Source organism: Psychrobacter sp. A3, assembly GCF_028823565.1.
Classification (GTDB): Bacteria; Pseudomonadota; Gammaproteobacteria; order Pseudomonadales; family Moraxellaceae; genus Psychrobacter; species Psychrobacter celer.
Genome location: NZ_JAPEHS010000011.1, coordinates 1 through 18,909, shown reverse-complemented (window position 1 = coordinate 18,909; position 18,909 = coordinate 1). Strand labels below are relative to the sequence as shown.

The 18,909-nt window shown below is 49.1% G+C and carries 15 protein-coding genes; 14 read left to right on the top strand and 1 reads right to left on the bottom strand.

The features are described from left to right. Positions 1-52 precede the first annotated feature (52 nt). From NK638_RS03205 to NK638_RS03165, 9 genes are all read left to right on the top strand, one after another. Entirely contained in the window at positions 53-1,417 is a 1,365-nt protein-coding gene (locus NK638_RS03205; protein ID WP_198335400.1) for an MFS transporter, read from the top strand. Between the two features lie 144 nt (positions 1,418-1,561). Next, positions 1,562-2,164: a single-stranded DNA-binding protein gene (ssb, locus tag NK638_RS03200; RefSeq protein ID WP_274631920.1), complete on the top strand. Its 603-nt coding sequence runs from the start codon at positions 1,562-1,564 to the stop codon at positions 2,162-2,164. A gap of 468 nt (positions 2,165-2,632) precedes the next feature. Beyond that, the gene (locus NK638_RS03195; protein ID WP_105244013.1) at positions 2,633-2,956 is read left to right on the top strand and encodes an H-NS histone family protein; all 324 of its coding nucleotides are present in this window, start codon (positions 2,633-2,635) and stop codon (positions 2,954-2,956) included. A gap of 162 nt (positions 2,957-3,118) precedes the next feature. Further along, on the top strand, positions 3,119-3,949 hold the full coding sequence (gene gspN / locus NK638_RS03190; protein WP_274631919.1) for a type II secretion system protein N: 831 nt from the start codon (positions 3,119-3,121) through the stop codon (positions 3,947-3,949). Next, the gene (locus NK638_RS03185; protein WP_274631918.1) at positions 3,950-4,843 is read left to right on the top strand and encodes a type II secretion system protein N; all 894 of its coding nucleotides are present in this window, start codon (positions 3,950-3,952) and stop codon (positions 4,841-4,843) included. It abuts the gene before it with no gap. Between the two features lie 205 nt (positions 4,844-5,048). Continuing rightward, positions 5,049-7,292, top strand: a complete 2,244-nt coding sequence (gene gspD, locus NK638_RS03180) for a type II secretion system secretin GspD (protein WP_274631917.1) — start codon at positions 5,049-5,051, stop codon at positions 7,290-7,292. A 499-nt stretch (positions 7,293-7,791) separates the two neighbouring features. Next, on the top strand, positions 7,792-8,799 hold the full coding sequence (locus NK638_RS03175; RefSeq protein WP_274631916.1) for a TatD family hydrolase: 1,008 nt from the start codon (positions 7,792-7,794) through the stop codon (positions 8,797-8,799). A gap of 125 nt (positions 8,800-8,924) precedes the next feature. Then, positions 8,925-9,716, top strand: coding sequence for a tRNA threonylcarbamoyladenosine dehydratase (locus NK638_RS03170; protein WP_198335478.1), 792 nt, complete (start codon positions 8,925-8,927; stop codon positions 9,714-9,716). 35 nt (positions 9,717-9,751) lie between these two features. After that, positions 9,752-11,515: a GAF domain-containing hybrid sensor histidine kinase/response regulator gene (locus NK638_RS03165; RefSeq protein WP_274631915.1), complete on the top strand. Its 1,764-nt coding sequence runs from the start codon at positions 9,752-9,754 to the stop codon at positions 11,513-11,515. 84 nt (positions 11,516-11,599) lie between these two features. On the opposite strand, the gene efp is transcribed toward NK638_RS03165, so the two are convergent. Continuing rightward, a complete protein-coding gene (gene efp / locus NK638_RS03160; RefSeq protein WP_192996005.1) occupies positions 11,600-12,172 on the bottom strand; it encodes an elongation factor P in 573 nt (190 codons plus the stop codon). Positions 12,173-12,366: 194 nt separating this feature from the next. On the opposite strand from efp, the gene epmB reads away from it, so the two are divergent. The 5 genes from epmB to NK638_RS03135 all read left to right on the top strand — a co-directional run. Continuing rightward, complete coding sequence (epmB, locus tag NK638_RS03155) at positions 12,367-13,374, top strand: EF-P beta-lysylation protein EpmB (protein WP_274631914.1); 1,008 nt, start codon at positions 12,367-12,369, stop codon at positions 13,372-13,374. 289 nt (positions 13,375-13,663) lie between these two features. Further along, the gene (locus NK638_RS03150; protein WP_274631913.1) at positions 13,664-15,457 is read left to right on the top strand and encodes a hypothetical protein; all 1,794 of its coding nucleotides are present in this window, start codon (positions 13,664-13,666) and stop codon (positions 15,455-15,457) included. Positions 15,458-15,750: 293 nt separating this feature from the next. Then, a complete protein-coding gene (locus NK638_RS03145) occupies positions 15,751-17,835 on the top strand; it encodes an EAL domain-containing protein (RefSeq protein WP_274631912.1) in 2,085 nt (694 codons plus the stop codon). A 56-nt stretch (positions 17,836-17,891) separates the two neighbouring features. After that, positions 17,892-18,350 (top strand): c-type cytochrome, encoded by a 459-nt coding sequence (locus tag NK638_RS03140; RefSeq protein ID WP_274631911.1) that lies wholly within the window; start codon positions 17,892-17,894, stop codon positions 18,348-18,350. A 48-nt stretch (positions 18,351-18,398) separates the two neighbouring features. Continuing rightward, a partial coding sequence (locus tag NK638_RS03135; protein WP_274631910.1) for an AAA family ATPase occupies positions 18,399-18,909 on the top strand: 511 nt, incomplete at its 3' end.

Genomic DNA, 18,909 nt, shown 5'->3' with positions numbered 1-18,909 from the left:
AGTACAAGTACCAGCAGTGAAAAAACAGCAATGATAAACCTGTGAGGCAAGTATGAATAGCGTAGAAAAACGGGCAATCCTCGGGGTCGGCGGCATCTTTGCCCTGCGTATGATTGGCCTGTTTATGATTGTGCCTGTGTTTTCGGTGTATGGCGACAATTATGCGCATGCCACGCCGTTTTTGATTGGTTTGGCGGTCGGGGTTTATGGGCTGGGTCAGGCGATTTTTCAGATACCGATGAGCCTTGCTGCTGACAAGTTTCCGCGTAAGCCGATTATCTTTTTGGGTCTGATATTGTTTGCTTTGGGCGGTATGATTGCAGCCAACGCCACCGATATTTATGAGGTCATCATCGGGCGCGCGCTGGCAGGAAGTGGTGCGGTGTCGGCGGTATTGATGGCGCTACTCGCTGATGTCACACGCGAGGAGATGCGTACCAAAGCAATGGCGACGATGGGCTTGACCATTGCCACCTCTATTATGTTGGCCTTTGCATTTGGCCCTTTGTTGGTCGGCTCGCTTGGTATGTCAGGCTTGTTTTGGCTGACATCGGGCTTTGCGGTATTGGCAATGATGTTACTGTTTGTGGTGCCGACGCCGCTACGAGTGCTCAAACATAACTTGGACAATAAATCTATCGGTCAGCAGTTGGCCAGCGTGCTAAAAATCGGCGATTTAAACCGTCTACATATTGGTATCTTTGCCTTACATTTGACCATGACGGCGATATTTGTCCTCTTGCCGCATCAGCTCTCTGAGGTGCTGGGTTTGTCGGTTCGTCAGCAGGGCTTGGTGTATTTGCCGCTATTGTTTATTGGTTTTGCGGTGGCGATACCTTTTATTATTGTCGCAGAAAAAAAGCGCAAAATGCGTCAGGTGTTTTTGGGTGCGATCGGCTTGATGACTGCGGCACTGGCGTTACTGGCGCTGGGTAGCCATGTGGGCGTTGGGATTGTTTTGGGGTTGCTTTTATACTTTATGGGCTTTAACTTGCTTGAGGCAACGATACCGTCTTGGATATCCAAGCGTGCACCAGTCGCCAATAAAGCCACAGCGATGGGACTAAACTCATCCAGTCAGTTTTTTGGTGCCTTTGTCGGCGGGGCGCTGGGCGGCATACTCTTGACGCAGCCAAATTTGCTAGCATGGGGCGTACTGGCGCTGATTATGGGCGCGGCGCTATTACTGATATTTCCGATCGCCCAGCCGCCGTATCTATCAAGTACCACCATTACCATTCCTAAAAACATCAATATCCAAGACTGGTCGCGGCAAATGCTGGCGGTAGATGGCGTAGATGAGCTGGTGGTCATGGCAAAAGAGCAGGTGGCCTATCTTAAGCTGGACAAAACCCAGCTCACCGACGACTCGCGACAAGCACTGTCGCATCTGGCACAAAGCCCACTAGATATTTAAATAAAAATTGGTTAAAGTAAAATCAAATCACTGTAAAATCGTATTGTCGATAGCATTAACGATGATGGGGCACATTGGCTTCATTGAATCATCATAGATACGATTCACTAAATTATTCATAAATAAAAGTAAAAGGACGGTATCATGCGCGGAGTTAATAAAGTTATCATCATCGGTAACCTTGGAGCAGACCCTGAGGCACGTCAGTTTAATAACGGTGGTAGCGTGACCAATATCTCGGTTGCGACATCAGAGCAGTGGACAGACAAACAAAGCGGCGAAAAAAGAGAAGCGACCGAATGGCATCGTATCTCACTCTTTAATCGTCTAGGCGAGATTGCAGCGCAGTATCTTCGTAAAGGCAGTAAGGTCTATATCGAGGGCAGTTTGCGCACGCGCAAATACCAAGATCAAAATGGTCAAGATCGCTATATCACCGAGATTCGCGCTGATCAAATGCAGATGCTCGATGGCGCAAGCGGTGGCGGTCAAAGCCAAGGCGGGGGCTATGGTAATCAAGGCGGCCAAAACAGCTTTGGTCAGCAAGGTGGCTACAACCAAGCAGGCGGCGTAGCAGCTCAAGGTATGGCGCAGGGCGGTAACCAAGGGGGTTATAACAATCAAAATGCTTATAACAACCAAAGCAATCCTCAGCAAAACCCATTCAATCAGCCAGCGCAAAATGCCTCTCAGCCTAAGCCAACAGCGATGCCTGATGGTCCAGTCGATGATGATATTCCGTTCTGAGGAATACGTAATCTAATAGTGTAGATTAAATTAGATAGAGCCTATGTGAATAGGCTCTTTTTTTATATCCGTTTTTATTATTGATTTTTTTTAATAAAAACAAAGTTTGTTTGTTATTAAATATGATTTTTTATAAAATCAAGAAATAATGGGAAGTAATAGCGGATTAAAATTTACTTAAGTTTACTGTCTGCTGAGTCTATACAAAAATGCATAAAAAACTACTGTTGTGATAAGCGATATTTTTGTTTATATTACTTTTGCGAATAAGCTTTATGACCCAAAACCTTTTTTTTGGTTTGAGTATGGCGATATTGAGCTATTTTAAACCAGATGATATTTAATGGGTTTATAATCTTAACGCCGTTATCATATGATTAAGTGATAACTCAGATACTGAGTCAGTTACGTCCTTAATGATTCATTAGATCATTAAGATTGTTATTTTATTATAGAGTTGGATTTATTATGACTAAAAATAGTGCTATTGATTTGGATAGTTTAGGCGTTGATGAGCTACGTGCCATTACCGAAAACGCTCAGCAACTTATCGCTAAAAAACAGCATCAACGTTTATATGACGCTTATATGCAGTTCGAAAAAATTGCAGAAGACAGCAATACCACCATCGAAGAGATTTTAAAAGCCGGTGAGACGCTGGAGAAAAAACGCAGTATTAAATACCGCAATACTGACAACAGCGAAGAGACGTGGACGGGCCGTGGCCGCAAGCCTACCTGGTTGGTAGAGGCGTTGGCCGCAGGTCGCAAACTTGAAGACTTTGCTGTTTAATTAGCACAGCCAGCGTCTGGTTGCTGAGCCAAGCATCAGATAAAAGCCAGTATCTTTTTTGCCAGTCTTTTGGTAAAAAGATACTGGCTTTTTTTCTGTCATCTGTATGCCATTGTTTGTTATGATAATGACGTTTTTGTCTTATATAAGAGTTATCACACTGTGCCCCAAGTATCTGCGTCGTCTCATAAGCGTCCCCGTAAGCTGTGGTGGCTCATTGGGCTGGTGCTCTTTGCGCTATTTGCGGTACTGCAGATGCCTGCCGCATGGGTGCTCAACAAGTATGCGCCAGATACGCCTTATGTGCAGCACGTATCGGGCAATCTCTGGAAAGGGTCTGCTATTTGGCAGATGCCTGTGGCAGCAAGCTCGCTTACGGGGACAGCCGACTGGTCATGGCAGCCTTGGCAGTTGCTGCTCGGTAAGCTCGGTGCCAAGGTTGAGATCCAATCAGAGCAAACCCGCCTGCATGGGCAAGTAAAAATAGGCTGGCACTCGTGGCAGGTAGATAATATGAGTGGCAAAATTGCCCCGTCCACCCTTGCCAGTATCATCGATTGGCAACTGCCCAATACACCAATTCAGGTCAATAATGTCTCGCTCAAACGCCAGACAGCTAGCGGTACCACCGCCGATGAGTCAGCGACCAGCGCCAAGGCGGCAGGCTTTAGCCAAGCAGATGGTCAGCTTACGTGGGTGGGCGGTGAGGTTGGCTATCCAAGTGGCGGAAAGGTATTTTATATCACCATGCCTGCGCTGCGTGCTGAGCTGAGCGCTGAGCAAAAAAACGACAAAAACCTTTTGCATATCAATCTACTAAACCAACAAGATAAGCGCTTGGGTGACTTATATATCGATGGCGATAATATGCTAGATGTCAGTTTGACCCAACGTCTGCTAGAAAACATGCCGGACTATAAAGGACAAGCGCCGCAAGATACGCCAGTCGTCAGTGTGCGTCAGCCTTTATTGGCTGGTTTGGGGGCGCAGTAAATGCTGAATATGAGCGCAAACCTCAAGCCTGTACTCAATATCCTAAATCGCTTTTCGGGTTGGTTGCTGTTTTTGGCCATGATATGGCTGTGCTGGACAGCGGCGCGGCTATTTTGGCTCTTGCTGGCGGCACCGCTCGCACCAGCCTTGCCCTTAGCGCCATTACAAAGCAGCACGGCTTCAGGCAATGACAACGCAGGTTTGTTTGCGATCTTTTCTGACCCCGAGCCGAGTGCGCACCCGCCACCAAACGTCGAGTTAAAAGGGGTGCTGCTCGCTATGCCAGAGAGCCAGTCGTCGGCATTACTCGATGTCAATGGTGAGGTAAAAAACTATCGTATCGGTGATACGCTGACAGGTAGCGACTATGCATTGGTGGCCGTCGATTGGAATGCTGTCGTCATCGCTGATGCCTTTGACAAGCAAACTGTGATTAGAATGGTTGAGGCGATGCCGCTGGATCAAAGCGATAACATAGCAGGTGCGGTGAGCAACCAGCGTTTGCCAGATCATACGATGTTGCCCACCGCGCCGCCGCCAGCTGATATAGACAATGAGGCGGCCATGACAGGCAGCGATGATCTTGACAGTAGTCCGCAATCAGCCATCGCTGAGGCGGTCACCGAGCTGCAAGAAAACCCCGCCAGCTATCTAAGTAGAATGGGGGTGATGGCGTCAGGAGAGAGTTATCAAGTGACGGCGGCGATGCCAGCGCAACTGCGTAATCGCTTGGGTCTTGAGCCAGGGGACAAGGTCATCACGGTCAATGGGCAAAGTGTGGGCAACAATCCTGCCCAAGACGCGGGCATATTGCAGCAAGTCCAGCAAACTGGCGAGGCGCAGATACAAGTGCAGCGCGGCGAGCAAGTGATCACCATTCGTCAGCAGTTTTGATGCCATTTAACAGGTTGCAGCAAGGTTGCGACTTTGTATTTATCGCATTTATAGTAAGCCCATCACCAGATGGATTAAGCGTTCGTTCAGTTGTATCGTTGTGTTTGAATCTTCACGCTCACATAGTGGTTTTAAATGCTGGCTAGGTAGGTTTTGATCTAAAGCCAGTACATATTTAGCAATATCACTGCAGGTAATTATCAATATGGTCAGTTCTCACAAATTTTCAGTCACGCCTTTGCAGCGTATTATGCAGCGTCTGATGCGTATGTGTCGTCCTTTATGTCTGGCGATACCACTATGGGCTGCCAGTACAGGGCTTGCGAGTGCTGAGAGCTGGAAGGTCAACTTACAAGACGCTGATATCAAGGCGTTTATCAATGAAGTGGCGACCATCACCAATCAAAACTTCGTCCTCGACCCGCGTATCAATGGCAATGTAACGGTGATTTCAAACAAAGCCTTATCACGTGATGAGATTTACCAGCTATTTTTGAGTGTGATGCAGGTCAATGGCATTGCCGCGATTGATTCTGGTACGACGGTCAAGCTGGTGCCTGATAATGTCGCCAAGCAATCTGGCGTCGCCGTCGATTTGCGCGGAGATAGTGTCGGTGAGTCCTTGGCCACACGCGTGATTTATCTGACTAATACTCAGGCGGCAGAAGTATTGGGCGTCATTCGGCCCCTGATGCCGCAGTCTGCCCATGCTGCTGCGGTACCTGGTGTCAATGCGCTGGTGTTGTCTGATCGCGCCGATAGCCTCAATCAGCTGACGGCGCTCATCCGCGATTTGGATAGCAATGTCAATGATAGCTTACGCGTGATACCGTTACGCCATGTCGATTCTGAGCGTATGATGGAGCTGATCAGCGCATTGGTCTCTAGTGCAGGCAGCGGGCAAGCACAAGGCGGTAGTAATCAGCTGAAGGTGATTGCTGATAGTGCCAGCGATAGGCTATTGGTCAAAGGTAGCCCTGAGATGATCGCCAAAGTACAAGAGATGGTCAATCAACTAGATACCACGCCTAGCAGGCGTCTTAGCGGCTTACGGGTCTTTCGTCTAAAGTATGCCAGTGCCAGTCATATTGCAGAGATGCTACGCGGACTGCTGGCCAATCAGTCGATCAATAGTGCAGGGGCGACCTCTACTTTGGAATCTGCCTCCCTAAACGACGCCAGTAGTGCCGGGGCAGGACTGAGCAGTGCTGCCAACGATACCAGTACGAATAGTACGGCTGCATCGGCGTTGTCTTCTGCAGGCGCTGGTGCTGGCAGCGCCAGTGCAAGTGGGCGACCCTTTAGTATCATCGCTGATGAAACCCAAAACGCCGTCATCGTCAACGCCGCCCCTGAGCTGATGTTTGAGATCGAAGATGCCGTCAACCAGCTAGACAGTCGCCGCGCGCAAGTGTTGATTCAAGCAGCGATCGTCGAAGTCTCAGGCGATGATGCCACCCAGCTTGGCGTACAGTGGGCGCTGGGCAATGCCAATAGCGGCTACGGCGTGGTCAACTTCAATAACGTGGGCGCTAGCGCTACCTCGCTTGCCGCCGCCGCTTTAGCAGGTGGGTCGAGTATCAGCGCCGCTGCCGGCTCGATAGCAGGCGCGTTGGTCGGTATCGGTGATAGCAGCAAAGACAGCCAAGGCAACACTCAGTTTTATGGCGCAATCTTACAAGCGCTTGACTCGACGACCAGTGCCAATCTGCTGTCGATGCCTTCTATCTTGACGTTGGACAACGAAAAAGCCAGTATCTTGGTCGGGCAAAACGTACCCTTTGTCACAGGTTCTTATACGACCAGTGGTAACTCCTCGACCAATCCTTTTCAGACCATTGATCGTCAGGACATCGGTATCAATCTCAATGTCATTCCGCATATCGGTGACAATGGCACGGTACGCCTTGAGGTCTCACAAGAGGTTTCATCGGTGGTGCCTGGCAGTACTGGCAACGCGAGCGGACTGATTACCAATAAAAGCCTGATTAATACCACGATTTTGGCAGACGATCAGCAGACCATCGCCTTAGGTGGCCTGATGCGTGACAACACCACCACCCGCCAACAAAAAGTCCCAGGGCTGGGCAATGTCCCTGTGCTTGGTCGGTTGTTTCGCTCAGACAACGACAGCACCCAAAAAAGCAATCTAATCATATTTTTGCAGCCCACCATCTTACGTGATGGCGGTGCGGTCGCGAGTGTCACTGAGCGTAAATACAATCAGATGCGCGTGCTACAGCTAGTCATTGATAAAAACGGCACAATCAAACAGTTGCCCTTGAGCGGTACAGAAGGCTGGAATGGCGATGTCAGCGCCGACTATGAACTGATGCCGCTCAACCCTCTCGTACCCAAGCGCGATCAGACCCCAACTGCTGCGCCGCAAGGCTTTACAAAAGTGGACAGCCCAAGCAGCGGTATCACCACCTATCCGTTAAAGCGCTGATGGCTGATGGTAGCTGGTTTTTAATTCACCAGTTTTTTAATTCACTATAATCAATCTGGCATAAAGCCAACGCGCTTACGAGGCCGGATCATGATGTAATCACGCACATGACATCGTACATTAGCTTGCGCATTCATAACACAGATACACATAGCACACTTGATATCGCCGTATAATAATGGGTAATAAGTGATTGTTGGTACCAATTACCAAAAAACTAAGCAAGTATCAAGAGTAGCTATCATGTCAGAGCATCAACATGACCAAGCATAAAGACAACAGGCATAAAGACCATAAACAGCCAACAAAAAAGTGGCTGGCCTTGGGGCTAACCGCGGCGGCTTTGTTACTGATTCCTCGGCGTAGTAGCCGGCAGTCTGCCACGAGCTGCCATGAGGGCTGCACAGACCACTCATGACACGGCCGAATCAAGCGGCGATACAAAAACCAAGGTAAAGACAGCTGCCAGAGACCCAATACGTGCTGTAGAGTGACGATTATGACTGCTAGCGACTCATCAACCCCTAACTATAACCATGAGAGGATATCTACTATCTACCCGCTCATCGATACGCACACACACTTTGATGCGCCTGTATTTGACCATGACCGCACAGCCCTTGCGCAACAAGCCTATGAGCGAGGGGTGCATCATTTGGTACTGGTGGGGTATTTGGCGCGTCATTTCGAGCGTATGTATGAGACCAAGCACGCACTCACGGCGACTGATGCATTTCAAGACAAAGATGGGGACAATCATGACCGCCCGCCGATGCCTGTCACGCATATTGCGTTAGGTTTGCATCCTTTTTATATTGAGCAGCATACTGACCAGCACTTGGCGGATATGGCTCAGATGCTGGAGCAGAAGCGTCCTATCGCCATTGGTGAGATTGGACTAGATACGTTTACAGATGCCATGAAAGTCCCTGCCGTGTTTGCCAAGCAGCAGCAGTTTTTTTGCGCACAGCTAGACATGGCAGTGGCGCATCAGTTGCCTGTGATGCTGCATATCCGTAAGGCACATGCAGAGGCACTGGCTATTTTAAAAGCACACGACTACGACGCGCAGCAGCTCGGTGGTATCGCCCATAGCTTTAGCGGCGGCGAGCAAGAAGCCAAGGCTTTTGTCAAACTTGGTTTTAAGCTGGGAGTGACGGGGCAAGTCACCAATCCCAATGCCAAAAAATTGCGCCGCGCGATTAGTGCGGCGGTAAACGCGCACGGCATCAGCTGCTTGGTGTTAGAGACGGATTGCCCTGATATGACGCCCATCATGTGTCAGACGGCAGGCGACAGCGCATCGGCATTAGGCCAGTCTCCAGATGATGGGTGGGGCGTGCCGTCTACTGCGGGATGTGCTCACAATAGGAACGTACCGGCCAACTTGCCATGGGTGCTGTCGAGTCTCAGTGAGCTGCTCGAAATACCCATCGACGAGCTTGCCAAACAATTATGGCAAAACAGCAATGATGCTTTACAAACGCATTGGCCTTATCCCGTATAATGGGGGTAGAAAATCAAGCATCCTGTAGATAAGTCATTTCAATTTAAAAGAGCGTTGAATCTGTGATAAGTGATACAAAAAGTTTTGAGCAAATAAATGAAGCGATGAGCAACGCGCCTTTGGCGATGCAAGCCGAAGATGGGCAGTATGAGCGCCGCTTTCAGGGTACCAAGACGCTTTATGGCGCAGCAGCGGCAGACACCTTTGCCGCCGCTCACGTCTATGTGATAGGGGTTGGCGGTGTCGGCTCTTGGGCGGCAGAGGCGCTGGCTCGAACCGCGGTCGGCACCATCACCTTGATAGATTTGGACGTGTTGGTCGCCTCCAATGTCAACCGTCAATTACCGGCACTAGACAGCACCTTTGGTCAAAGTAAAATTGCAGCGATGGCCACACGCCTGCAGGAGATTAACCCAAAAATCACCGTAAACTTGGTCGATGATTTTTTGACAGTAGAGAATGTCGCCGCGTTATTGCCCAGTCGCGATGTGGCCAAAACAGCCGCCCAGCAGGGCAAACCGATTGTGGTGCTCGACTGTGTGGACGATATGAATGCCAAACTGGCCATCGCGTTGCACTGCCGTTTTAACAAATTAAAACTGGTCTGTGCTGGGGGCGCTGGTGGTAAGATAGACCCAAGCCAAATTCGAGTGAGTGACTTGCGTGAGAGCTATCAAGACCCGCTACTGGCCAAGCTACGCAACAAGCTCCGGCACGAAAAAGGCATCAACCGCGAGCTAAAAGATAAGTTTGGTATCAAATGTGTTTACTCTACAGAGCCGCCACGAGTAGATAAAAGCTGTCAAACAGGAGGCTTGCATTGTGGTGGTTATGGCTCAGCCGTCGTCGTCACCTCAGTGGTGGCCATGGTCATGGTGAGCGAAGCGTTACAATTATTGATAAAGCAGACCGCGTAATGCCAACCGTCTGAGATTATTAAATGGAGTCCATCTTGTCTACAACCAACTTGCCAACGCTCAGCTATCCGGTCGCAGTCGATGAAGCTGCGCGCATCAACAAGCTGAGAAAGTATCAAGTGCTCAACGACAATGATGAGCCTGCATTTAAGCGTTTGGTAGAGCTTGCCAAGTCTTTTTTTGGCATGCCGATTGTCACCATCACCTTTATGGACGAGGAGACGCAATATCTCAAGTCTGCCCATGGCTTAGGTGAGGTATGCCGAACCTCACGTGAAGTGGCAATCTGTAATTATACGGTGCTCTCCAATGACGTTTTTGTGGTGGCGGACTTATCAAAAGACAGCCGCTTTAGCCAAAACCCTTTGATTACCGAGTCACCGCATTTACGATTTTATGCAGGGGCGCCCATTATCTTACACGAGGATCATAAAAGCTTTCGCTTGGGCTCTTTGTGCCTGATGGATACCAAACCGCACGACGACTTTGGTGAGTCGCAAGCGAAAGTACTGGCGCAATTTGCCCTGATCGCAGCAGATGCGTTACAGCTACAGGACAAGCAGCGCGATGCCAAGCATGCCAATGAGATGAAGTCGGATTTTTTGGCCAATATGAGCCACGAGATACGGACACCGATGAATGGCATCATTGGTATGGTGGAGATGCTAAGCGAGACGAAGCTTAGTGACGAGCAACAAGAATACGTGGACAATATCAAGGTGTCCAATGAGCATTTGATGGCGATTATCAATGGGATTTTGGACTTATCAAAAGTTGAATCTGGCAAAATGACCCTTGACTCTATTCCGCTCAACCTATCCACGTTATGCAACGAGGTGGTGAGCCTCTTTGCGATAAAGGCACGTCAGCGCGGGCTGATATTAGATTATCACTATACTGAATCGCTATCGCCTTATGTACAAGGCGATCCGATACGGCTCAAACAAATCATCGCCAATCTGGTCAATAATGCCATCAAGTTTACCCGTGAAGGGGGGCAGGTGAGTATCGCGGTCAAGCACGTGCCCAACTGCTACTGTGTCGACGATACCGACCACCCTGACCATACTGCCGATGATACGGCGGTGCCTGCTGACTATATGACCGTATGTATCGAGGTGACTGACACGGGCGTGGGCATCAAGCCTGAGTCTTTAAAGGCGATATTTGATGCCTATGATCAAGCGGATAAGTCGACGCACCGGCTTTATGGCGGTACAGGGCTTGGGCTATCTGTCTGTAAGTCGTTGGTAGACTTGATGGGCGGTGAAATCAATGTCGACAGCGAAGTGGGCGTTGGCACGACGTTTAGTGTCCTGCTGCCGCTGCCAACCATCGATGCTGCCAAATATGAAACTTGGCAGAACGCCAATGAGCTCATCACAGATGAGCCAAGTCATGAGCGGGCAGGTCATATCTTGCTGGTCGAAGACGATGCGGTAAACGCCATTATTGCCAAAAAAACCTTGACCAACAGTGGGCATGTCGTCACCCACGTCACGGATGGACAGCAAGCGCTTGAGATATTTGCCGTATCGCCTGATCGCTATGATTTGATTTTGATGGATCATCATATGCCGATTTTGGACGGGGTACAGGCCACCATCAAGCTACACGAGCTCTATGATCCGCAGTCTTTGCCGCCGATTATCGCTTTGACGGCCAACGCGATGGACGGCGAGCGTGAAAAATATCTCAAGGTTGGGATGCAGGATTATTGTACCAAACCCTTTAAACAAGAGCAGCTCAATGCGCTGGTGCAGTATTGGCTGATTCAGCAGTCATCCAATCAAGAATAGCGGGGCAATAAAAAAGCTTAACCTTTATAATAAAGGTTAAGCTTTTTTTGTACTCAGTAACAATCAGTAAAGAGTAAGCGTCGACTAGTTGACACGGGTCTGGTAGTCACCAGTACGGGTATCCACACGGACCACTTCGCCCTGCTGGACAAATAATGGTACACGTACAACCGCGCCAGTCTCTAGCGTGGCAGGTTTGCCGCCGCCGCCTGAAGTATCGCCGCGTACGCCAGGATCGGTCTCTGTGATTTGCAACTCAACAAAGTTTGGTGGCGTGACAGATAAGGGTACGCCATTAAATAAAGTAATGACACAAAGCTCATTACTGTTGTCCTTTAGCCATTTTGGTGCATCACCAACGGCCGCTTTGTCGGCTTGCAGCTGCTCGAAGGTTTCTGGATGCATAAAGTGCCAAAACTCACCGTCGTTGTATAGATAGTTCATTTCAGTGTCTAGTACGTCAGCGGCTTCCAAGCTGTCGCCTGATTTAAAAGTTTGCTCAAGTACTTTGCCACTACGAAGGTTACGCAGTTTGACGCGGTTAAAGGCTTGACCTTTACCCGGTTTGACAAATTCGTTTTCAAGAATGGCACAAGGATTGCCATCCAGCATGACTTTTAGACCTGCTTTAAATTCATTGGTAGAAAAACTTGCCACAAGAGACTCCTAAGGGTTTGTAAGTAGGGGGTATCACTATGCTATGTGCTGGTGGTTGCAGGGCTTATTGCGCCAAACCTCATACCATCACTTGTGTCTGTCGCACTTAGCAAAATAGGCTAGGCGGGATACTTTGATGGGATAGACACTAAGGGCGTATAATAGCGGCTTTTGGGCACAGGTAATAGGCTGTCATGATAAACCATTTAATCACACAAAAAAACTGGCAAACGCAATTATCCGAAGCCATTACATCCGTAGATGAATTGCTTAGCATCCTAAAGCTTGAGACGCTACGCACAGAGATCTATGTGCCGAAACACTTTGCGCTACGTGTGCCGCGTGCTTTTGTTGCAAAAATGAAAGTCGGCGACCCCGAGGATCCGCTGCTCAAACAAGTTTTGCCCGATCAGCAAGAGCAAATAAAAGTCACAGGCTACGTGGCGGACCCACTAGCGGAAAACGACCAGAACCCTATCAAAGGCCTGCTGCACAAATACCAATCAAGAGTGCTGCTGACCATCACGGGGGCTTGTGCCATTCATTGCCGCTACTGCTTTCGTCAGCACTTTGATTATAGTGCCAATATGCCCACCGCCGATGCCAAAGCACATATCATTGACTATATCACAGCGCACCCTGAAATCAATGAGGTTATCTTAAGTGGCGGTGATCCCCTAAATGTGACCAACAGGCGGCTGTTTGTATGGCTGGACACGCTTGAGGCCATCCCGCAGCTGACCACCATTCGTCTGCATACGCGCTTACCGCTTGTGATTCCTGCGCGTTTGGATGCGCCGCTATTAGATAGGTTGGCCAAAAGCCGCTGTCAGATTGTGATGGTCGTCCACTGCAATCATGCCAATGAGATTGACACGCTGACGGCGGAGCATCTACAGCGTGCAAGAGCTGCTGGCATTACCTTACTCAACCAAGCGGTGTTGTTAAAAGGCATCAATGATAGCGTGGCGATACAGACGCAGCTCAGTCAGCGCCTGTTTGCCGCAGGCGTACTGCCGTATTATTTACACGTTTTGGATAAAGTGGCAGGCGCGGCTCATTTTGATAGTGATGAGCACAGCGCTGTGAGGCTATACTGGTCGCTGCTGGCGGCTTTGCCAGGCTATCTGGTACCCAAACTGGTCAGAGAATTACCGAATAAACCTTTTAAAGTGCCGGTTAACATTTACCATGATGTTTGATATGCAAAATATGCTATATTAAAAATTAGTAAACAAAGAATGACTAATAAAGAGTGGGCGAGCTGCTGACTACCAAACAAGCAATATCAATAGTGACGCTTGGTAAAGGATTTATCAAGCGTGCGGGTAAGGATGGTATTAAAGTATAGTCATGCGAAGTAAAATCGATACGCTGATATTAATGTGCAACTGGCATCAGCTTTTCTTGCCTGTCTGACAAAACAGCTTCGCGGCCAAACTATTCGATATCACGAAAAGTTATTAGGATTAAAAGTTATTAGGAATCTGGATGATCACCCTATCGACGTTTCAAGAGTATTTGTCTGCCACAAAACTGCAGTCAACGACAGCAAGGCGTTCTGTTGATAATGAAGCGCGCTATTTGCAGACACTATTGACCGGTCTGCCGTCACAGACACATGAGGCGCAAGCTGAGCGGCTAGAAGAGATTTTGAAGGGCTTGCAGGCAGCGGATATGGAGGAGGAGCAGCGCCTTAAGCTCACTGCTTGTGTCATCGAAGCCGCCGAGCAATTGATTGTGGCGCTGCGCCAACACTATATTTATGAGACTGCTGCCTTTAGTGAGGCGCAGATGGCGTACGTGGCTCAAGTTCGGTCGTTATATTATTTGGTTATCATGATCTATGATGGTGTCATACAGCGTGAGATGACAAGCTCCATCCATCCCGATAAATCTGCTACAAAAAACGGTTGGCAGCGTTATCTCAACCATGAAAAGCGCGCATCAGCCGTGCTCGCCCTTGCTATCTATCAGTCACTATTGATGTATCAAAAGCTCTTAGGCGAGGCGGCGCTCTGCTACCAAAAGCCGTCATCGTACTTATGGTCTAAGATCAATCAGCTGTATTATCTTGCTCATCAGCAGCGCCTAACATTGATGAGTCTGAGCGCCCATACGCTCACTCAGCGCGCAGACAGCATTCACCGTCTGTACTGTCAGCTATGTTTGCACAGCTTATTGAACGTACGTGCCATGCGTCGCCCTAATATCTTGTTGGTGCAGCGCTTGTTACCTGAGTGGGCCGAGCAGCTGCTCGCCACCATAGAGCCTGAGAGCGAAACCCGAGTGTTTGTCAATTTAAAAGACAATCAGCCGCCCACTTACTTGACGGCTCATTCATGCATCAATCCTTATGAGGATCGGTATGAGTGCTTATTTATAGAGCTGACACCGATGATTGCCTATCTGCAGACACGCAGGCAGGCCTTGATAAAAGAAGGCCGAGAAGCGGTGGCGTGCGCGCTGCTCAATAAAGTAATCATGACGCTCACGTATCGCTATCTACAGCCTCAGCTGACGTTGCCAACCAAGTATAGCTCAAAGCAAGACGCTGTGGTGATTGGCGGGTTTAACGACATGCATTACCGAGTCAGTCAGGGCTGCAGCTTCACCAGATTGATTGTAGCAAACGAGCTGCCAGAGGCATACCGGCCTCATTATGATACCCATCAGCTGCCCACCAACACTCATACGCGGTTGAACGCTGAGACATTTGATGGCGATGATACCTTATCGTTGTTTCGCATCTTGCGACTGCGCACTGAGCCTGCGAGCATGCCAGCAGACCGTCAACCACCGACGCGGATTGGGCAGCTCGATTTGAGTCCTCTACCTATAGATGCAGATACCCAACATAACACCAGTCATAAAACCCGTGATGAGCGCGTGGCCGCGCCGGTGCCATTACAGATCATGAGGCTTTTTTTGTTATGTCGTGCTGAGACTGCGACTACCCTTGATTGCTCGATAGGGCTGACTCGCTGGGTCAATGCCGATGGCGCTACGCCAGAGATTGAGTGGCAGGTACTCGGACACAATCCAGCGGCTTGCGGTCTACGTGTCGATGGTGATGATACGCGTGACCGGCACTTTGTGCCAGCTTTTATCATGGGGAAAGACGAGCAGCTCCAAACCGAGGCAAGCCTCATCGTCCCAACCGCCCATTTTCAAGTCGATGATCGGGTCATCATGCGTATCAATCAGCAGCAGACGCCGTTACGTTTGGGGCGACGCTTATTAATGACTGATGAGTTTAGCCAATATGAAGTGCTACGCTTATAGTTTGACTAGCAGCACTATTGTTTAATTTGAGGCAAGCTTTATCAGGCCTGTAGTAGACACGAGAAAGTCTGTGTTTTTGTATTTGAATCATGGATAAGTGCCAAAACATACTACGCGAACCCCCGCTAATGAAACTCTCCTGCAGGGGGTGCAGTTATTGTCTATAATGGCACAAATTGTTACTCTATTGATGCGATACCCAATCTGCTGACCAAGCACTGAATAAGCAAGCTCAGGTATCAAACATCACTGATAAAATACGATCGTATGATCATAAGATTAAAAGGCCATTTATGCGCACTCAGTCTATCCTAAACCTGTTAGTCATCAATGATGATCAGCTCTATGCTGAGCGACTTGTGCAGTTATTGAGCGCTTATTATGACAGTGTGAATTTGGGGTTTTTGGACGATAAAGAAGAGCTGCTAAGGCTGTTGCGTCAGCCATGGGATGTATTGGTGTTTGGCAGTGCTTATGACATGAACTTCACCGAAGCGGTGGGCATCGTGCAAGAGCAAAGTATTGATTTGCCGATGATTTGTCTGTTTCATGATGAGGCGGCAGCCACCGCACAAAATGACGACGGCTTGCCAGCTATCGTCAGCGGTACAATGGTCAAGGCGCTCAAAGCCGAGCAAGAGATGGCAGTGGTGATGGCTATTTGCTTGCAACATGACAACTTGCGCAGCCGCCGTGAGCTAAAGACGCTACGCCATGTCATCTCTGAGGCGGAGCAACGCGCGAACGTCTTGATTAAAAACTCCAAAAGCGCGGTCGCCTATATCGATCAAGGCATCCATATATTTGCCAACGACCCCTATCTGCAGCTTTTTGGCTTTAAAACCATGAACGATGCCATCGGCGTGCCAGTCGTTGATTTGATTTCAGGCGGGGATAGTGTCAAAGGCTTTAAACAGTTTTTGCGGCAGTTTGACAAAGGCAATCGACAAGAGGTGGAGTTTGAGTTTGAAAGCAAACGTACCGATGGTAGCACCTTTGAGGCCAAACTACAGCTTGCCTCAGCCACCCTAGACGGTGAGCCTGTCACCCAAGTTATCATTCAGCAAAACACCAGTAACAGCGCTGAGGTGGCCAAGCGCTTAGCGGAGGCTGAGCGTAAAGATAAACTGACTGGTATCGACAACCGCCATGGTTTTGAAAAACAAATGGCGCTGGTGTACGAGCAGGCACGACAAGGGCTATTGACAGCAGGGCTTTTGTATATTCAGCTCGATAATGTGGGTAAAATAAAAAGCAGTTTGGGCCTACAAGGGGTCGATGCGACGGTCAAGCAAGTCGCCTATATGTTAGATGAGCTGATAGAAGACGGGCATGTGAGCCGCTTTAGTGATACGGTGTTTACGGTGCTTGTCGAAGACAAAAGCGCCAGCGAGCTAAAAGATTTGGCACAGCACATTGTCACACGCATTAGTGAGATGTTTATCGAAGTTGATAAGCGTACCACCAGTACCACCGTCAGTATTGGTATCGTGAAGATAGAGAAAAATGCTGCAGAGCCCAATGTACTGCTCGAGCGTGCTATCGATGCCATCAATCAAATCATGATAGAGACTTCCAATCATGGCGGGACGTACCACTTGTATGACCCAAGTGAGCATGCCAATAGTGATGATCATGCACTGGCTGAGTCTTTGGTCGATGCCATTACCAACAATCGTTTTGAGCTGTCATTTCAGCCCATATATGACATCAACAAAGACCGTAGCGACTTTTTTGAGGTGTATCTGCGCTTACCGCTGGCAGATGCTGACAATACCGTACTCACCCCTGATCAGTTCATGGCTGTCGCCAAGACGCATAATTTATTAGAAAAAATCGACCGCTGGGTACTAATCAATGCCTGCAAAAAAATAAACGAAGTCCGTAAGACCCATCCTGAGGCCAGACTGTTGGTGCAGCTCACCGGGGCGTCGCTCGTCGACAAAAAACTGCCAAATGTGGCCAGTCAGTTGATCAAGGCGGTCGGCGGTGCCGCTGGAGTCTTGACACTGCAGTTTAATGAAAAAGACATCTTAGACTATCTGACCGTTGCCAAAACCCAGTTTTCGGCGTTGACACAAGTCAGCTGTCAGTTAGGTATCAATAACTTTGGCTCATCTGCTAAGTCTATCGAAATCGCCAGCTTTGTACAGCCAGATATGGTGCGTTTGGCGCGAAGCTATATCCAAGACATCAATTCTGCGGATAATCTCAACACGGTTAAGTCTTTGATTGTGCGTACCTCTGAGGTCCATGCTGACGTGCTCATGCCATATATCGAGGATGCCGCAACGATGTCGGTGGCGTGGAGTGTGGGCGCACGCTATTTGCAAGGATATTATCTAGAAGCGCCCAGCGCGACCATAAAAGTCTCATAACGCCATGCCTCATCCTGTTTTTATCTGTTATGCCTTTTAACTGAAGATTGTCAAACATGTTTATGATTCGTCAGTATCGTTTGTGCGGCCTTGTTGCCGCTGTTTTATTGCTCAGTGCGTGCGGAGAGCAAGTGCCTGCTGATCACCGTGACCCCGTGACATTGCCGCTATATACTGAGGGCGATGCCGACAACGGTGCGATCATTTATCAAGATGCCTGCGGTCAGTGCCACCAGCTAAATGCAGGGCTAAACAAAAAAGGCCCGCAGCTGATGAATATCTACGGCGCGCCTGCCGCCGCCCTCGAGGATTATACTTATAGTGAAGGATTAAAGGCATCAGGATGGGTATGGGATGCACAGACACTAGACCCTTATATCGCCGATGCGCAAAAGAGTATGCCAGACTCAAAAATGCTCTCAGACCCGATGCCGGATGCAAAAGAGCGAGCAGATGTGATTGCTTATCTGTCAACCCTAAGGGCGGCGCCGCCTGCGACCGATGATGGTAATTGATCGCAGACTTATTATGTTTATTCTTCCAAAATGAGCCAATAACTGACTATGAGCCATGCAGCGATAGACCCTGCTTCTAGCACCACCTCTCAGCCAGCCACGCAGCTGGCAGATACGGCGGCCTTGAGTGCCGCTGACTATCAGCACAATCAGCAAAAAATAGCTCAGCTGCTTGGGCAACTAAATCACATCGTTTTAGATAAGCCGCAGGCGATTAAGCTGGCGCTCAGTGGCATACTGGCGGGTGGTCATTTATTGCTACAGGACTTGCCTGGTATGGGCAAGACCACATTGGCACAAGGGCTAGCCCAGCTGCTTGGCCTGAGCTTTAATCGTGTGCAGTTTACCAATGACATGCTGCCTGCTGATATTTTGGGCATGAGTATCTTTGAGCAAAAAAACCAGCGCTTTGAATTTCGGCCAGGGCCGATCTTTACGCAGTTGTTACTTGCGGATGAGATCAACCGCTCTAGCCCCAAAACCCAAAGCGCGCTGCTAGAGGCCATGGAGGAGCGGCAAGTGACGCAAGATGGGCAAACCTATGCGCTGCCGCAGCCGT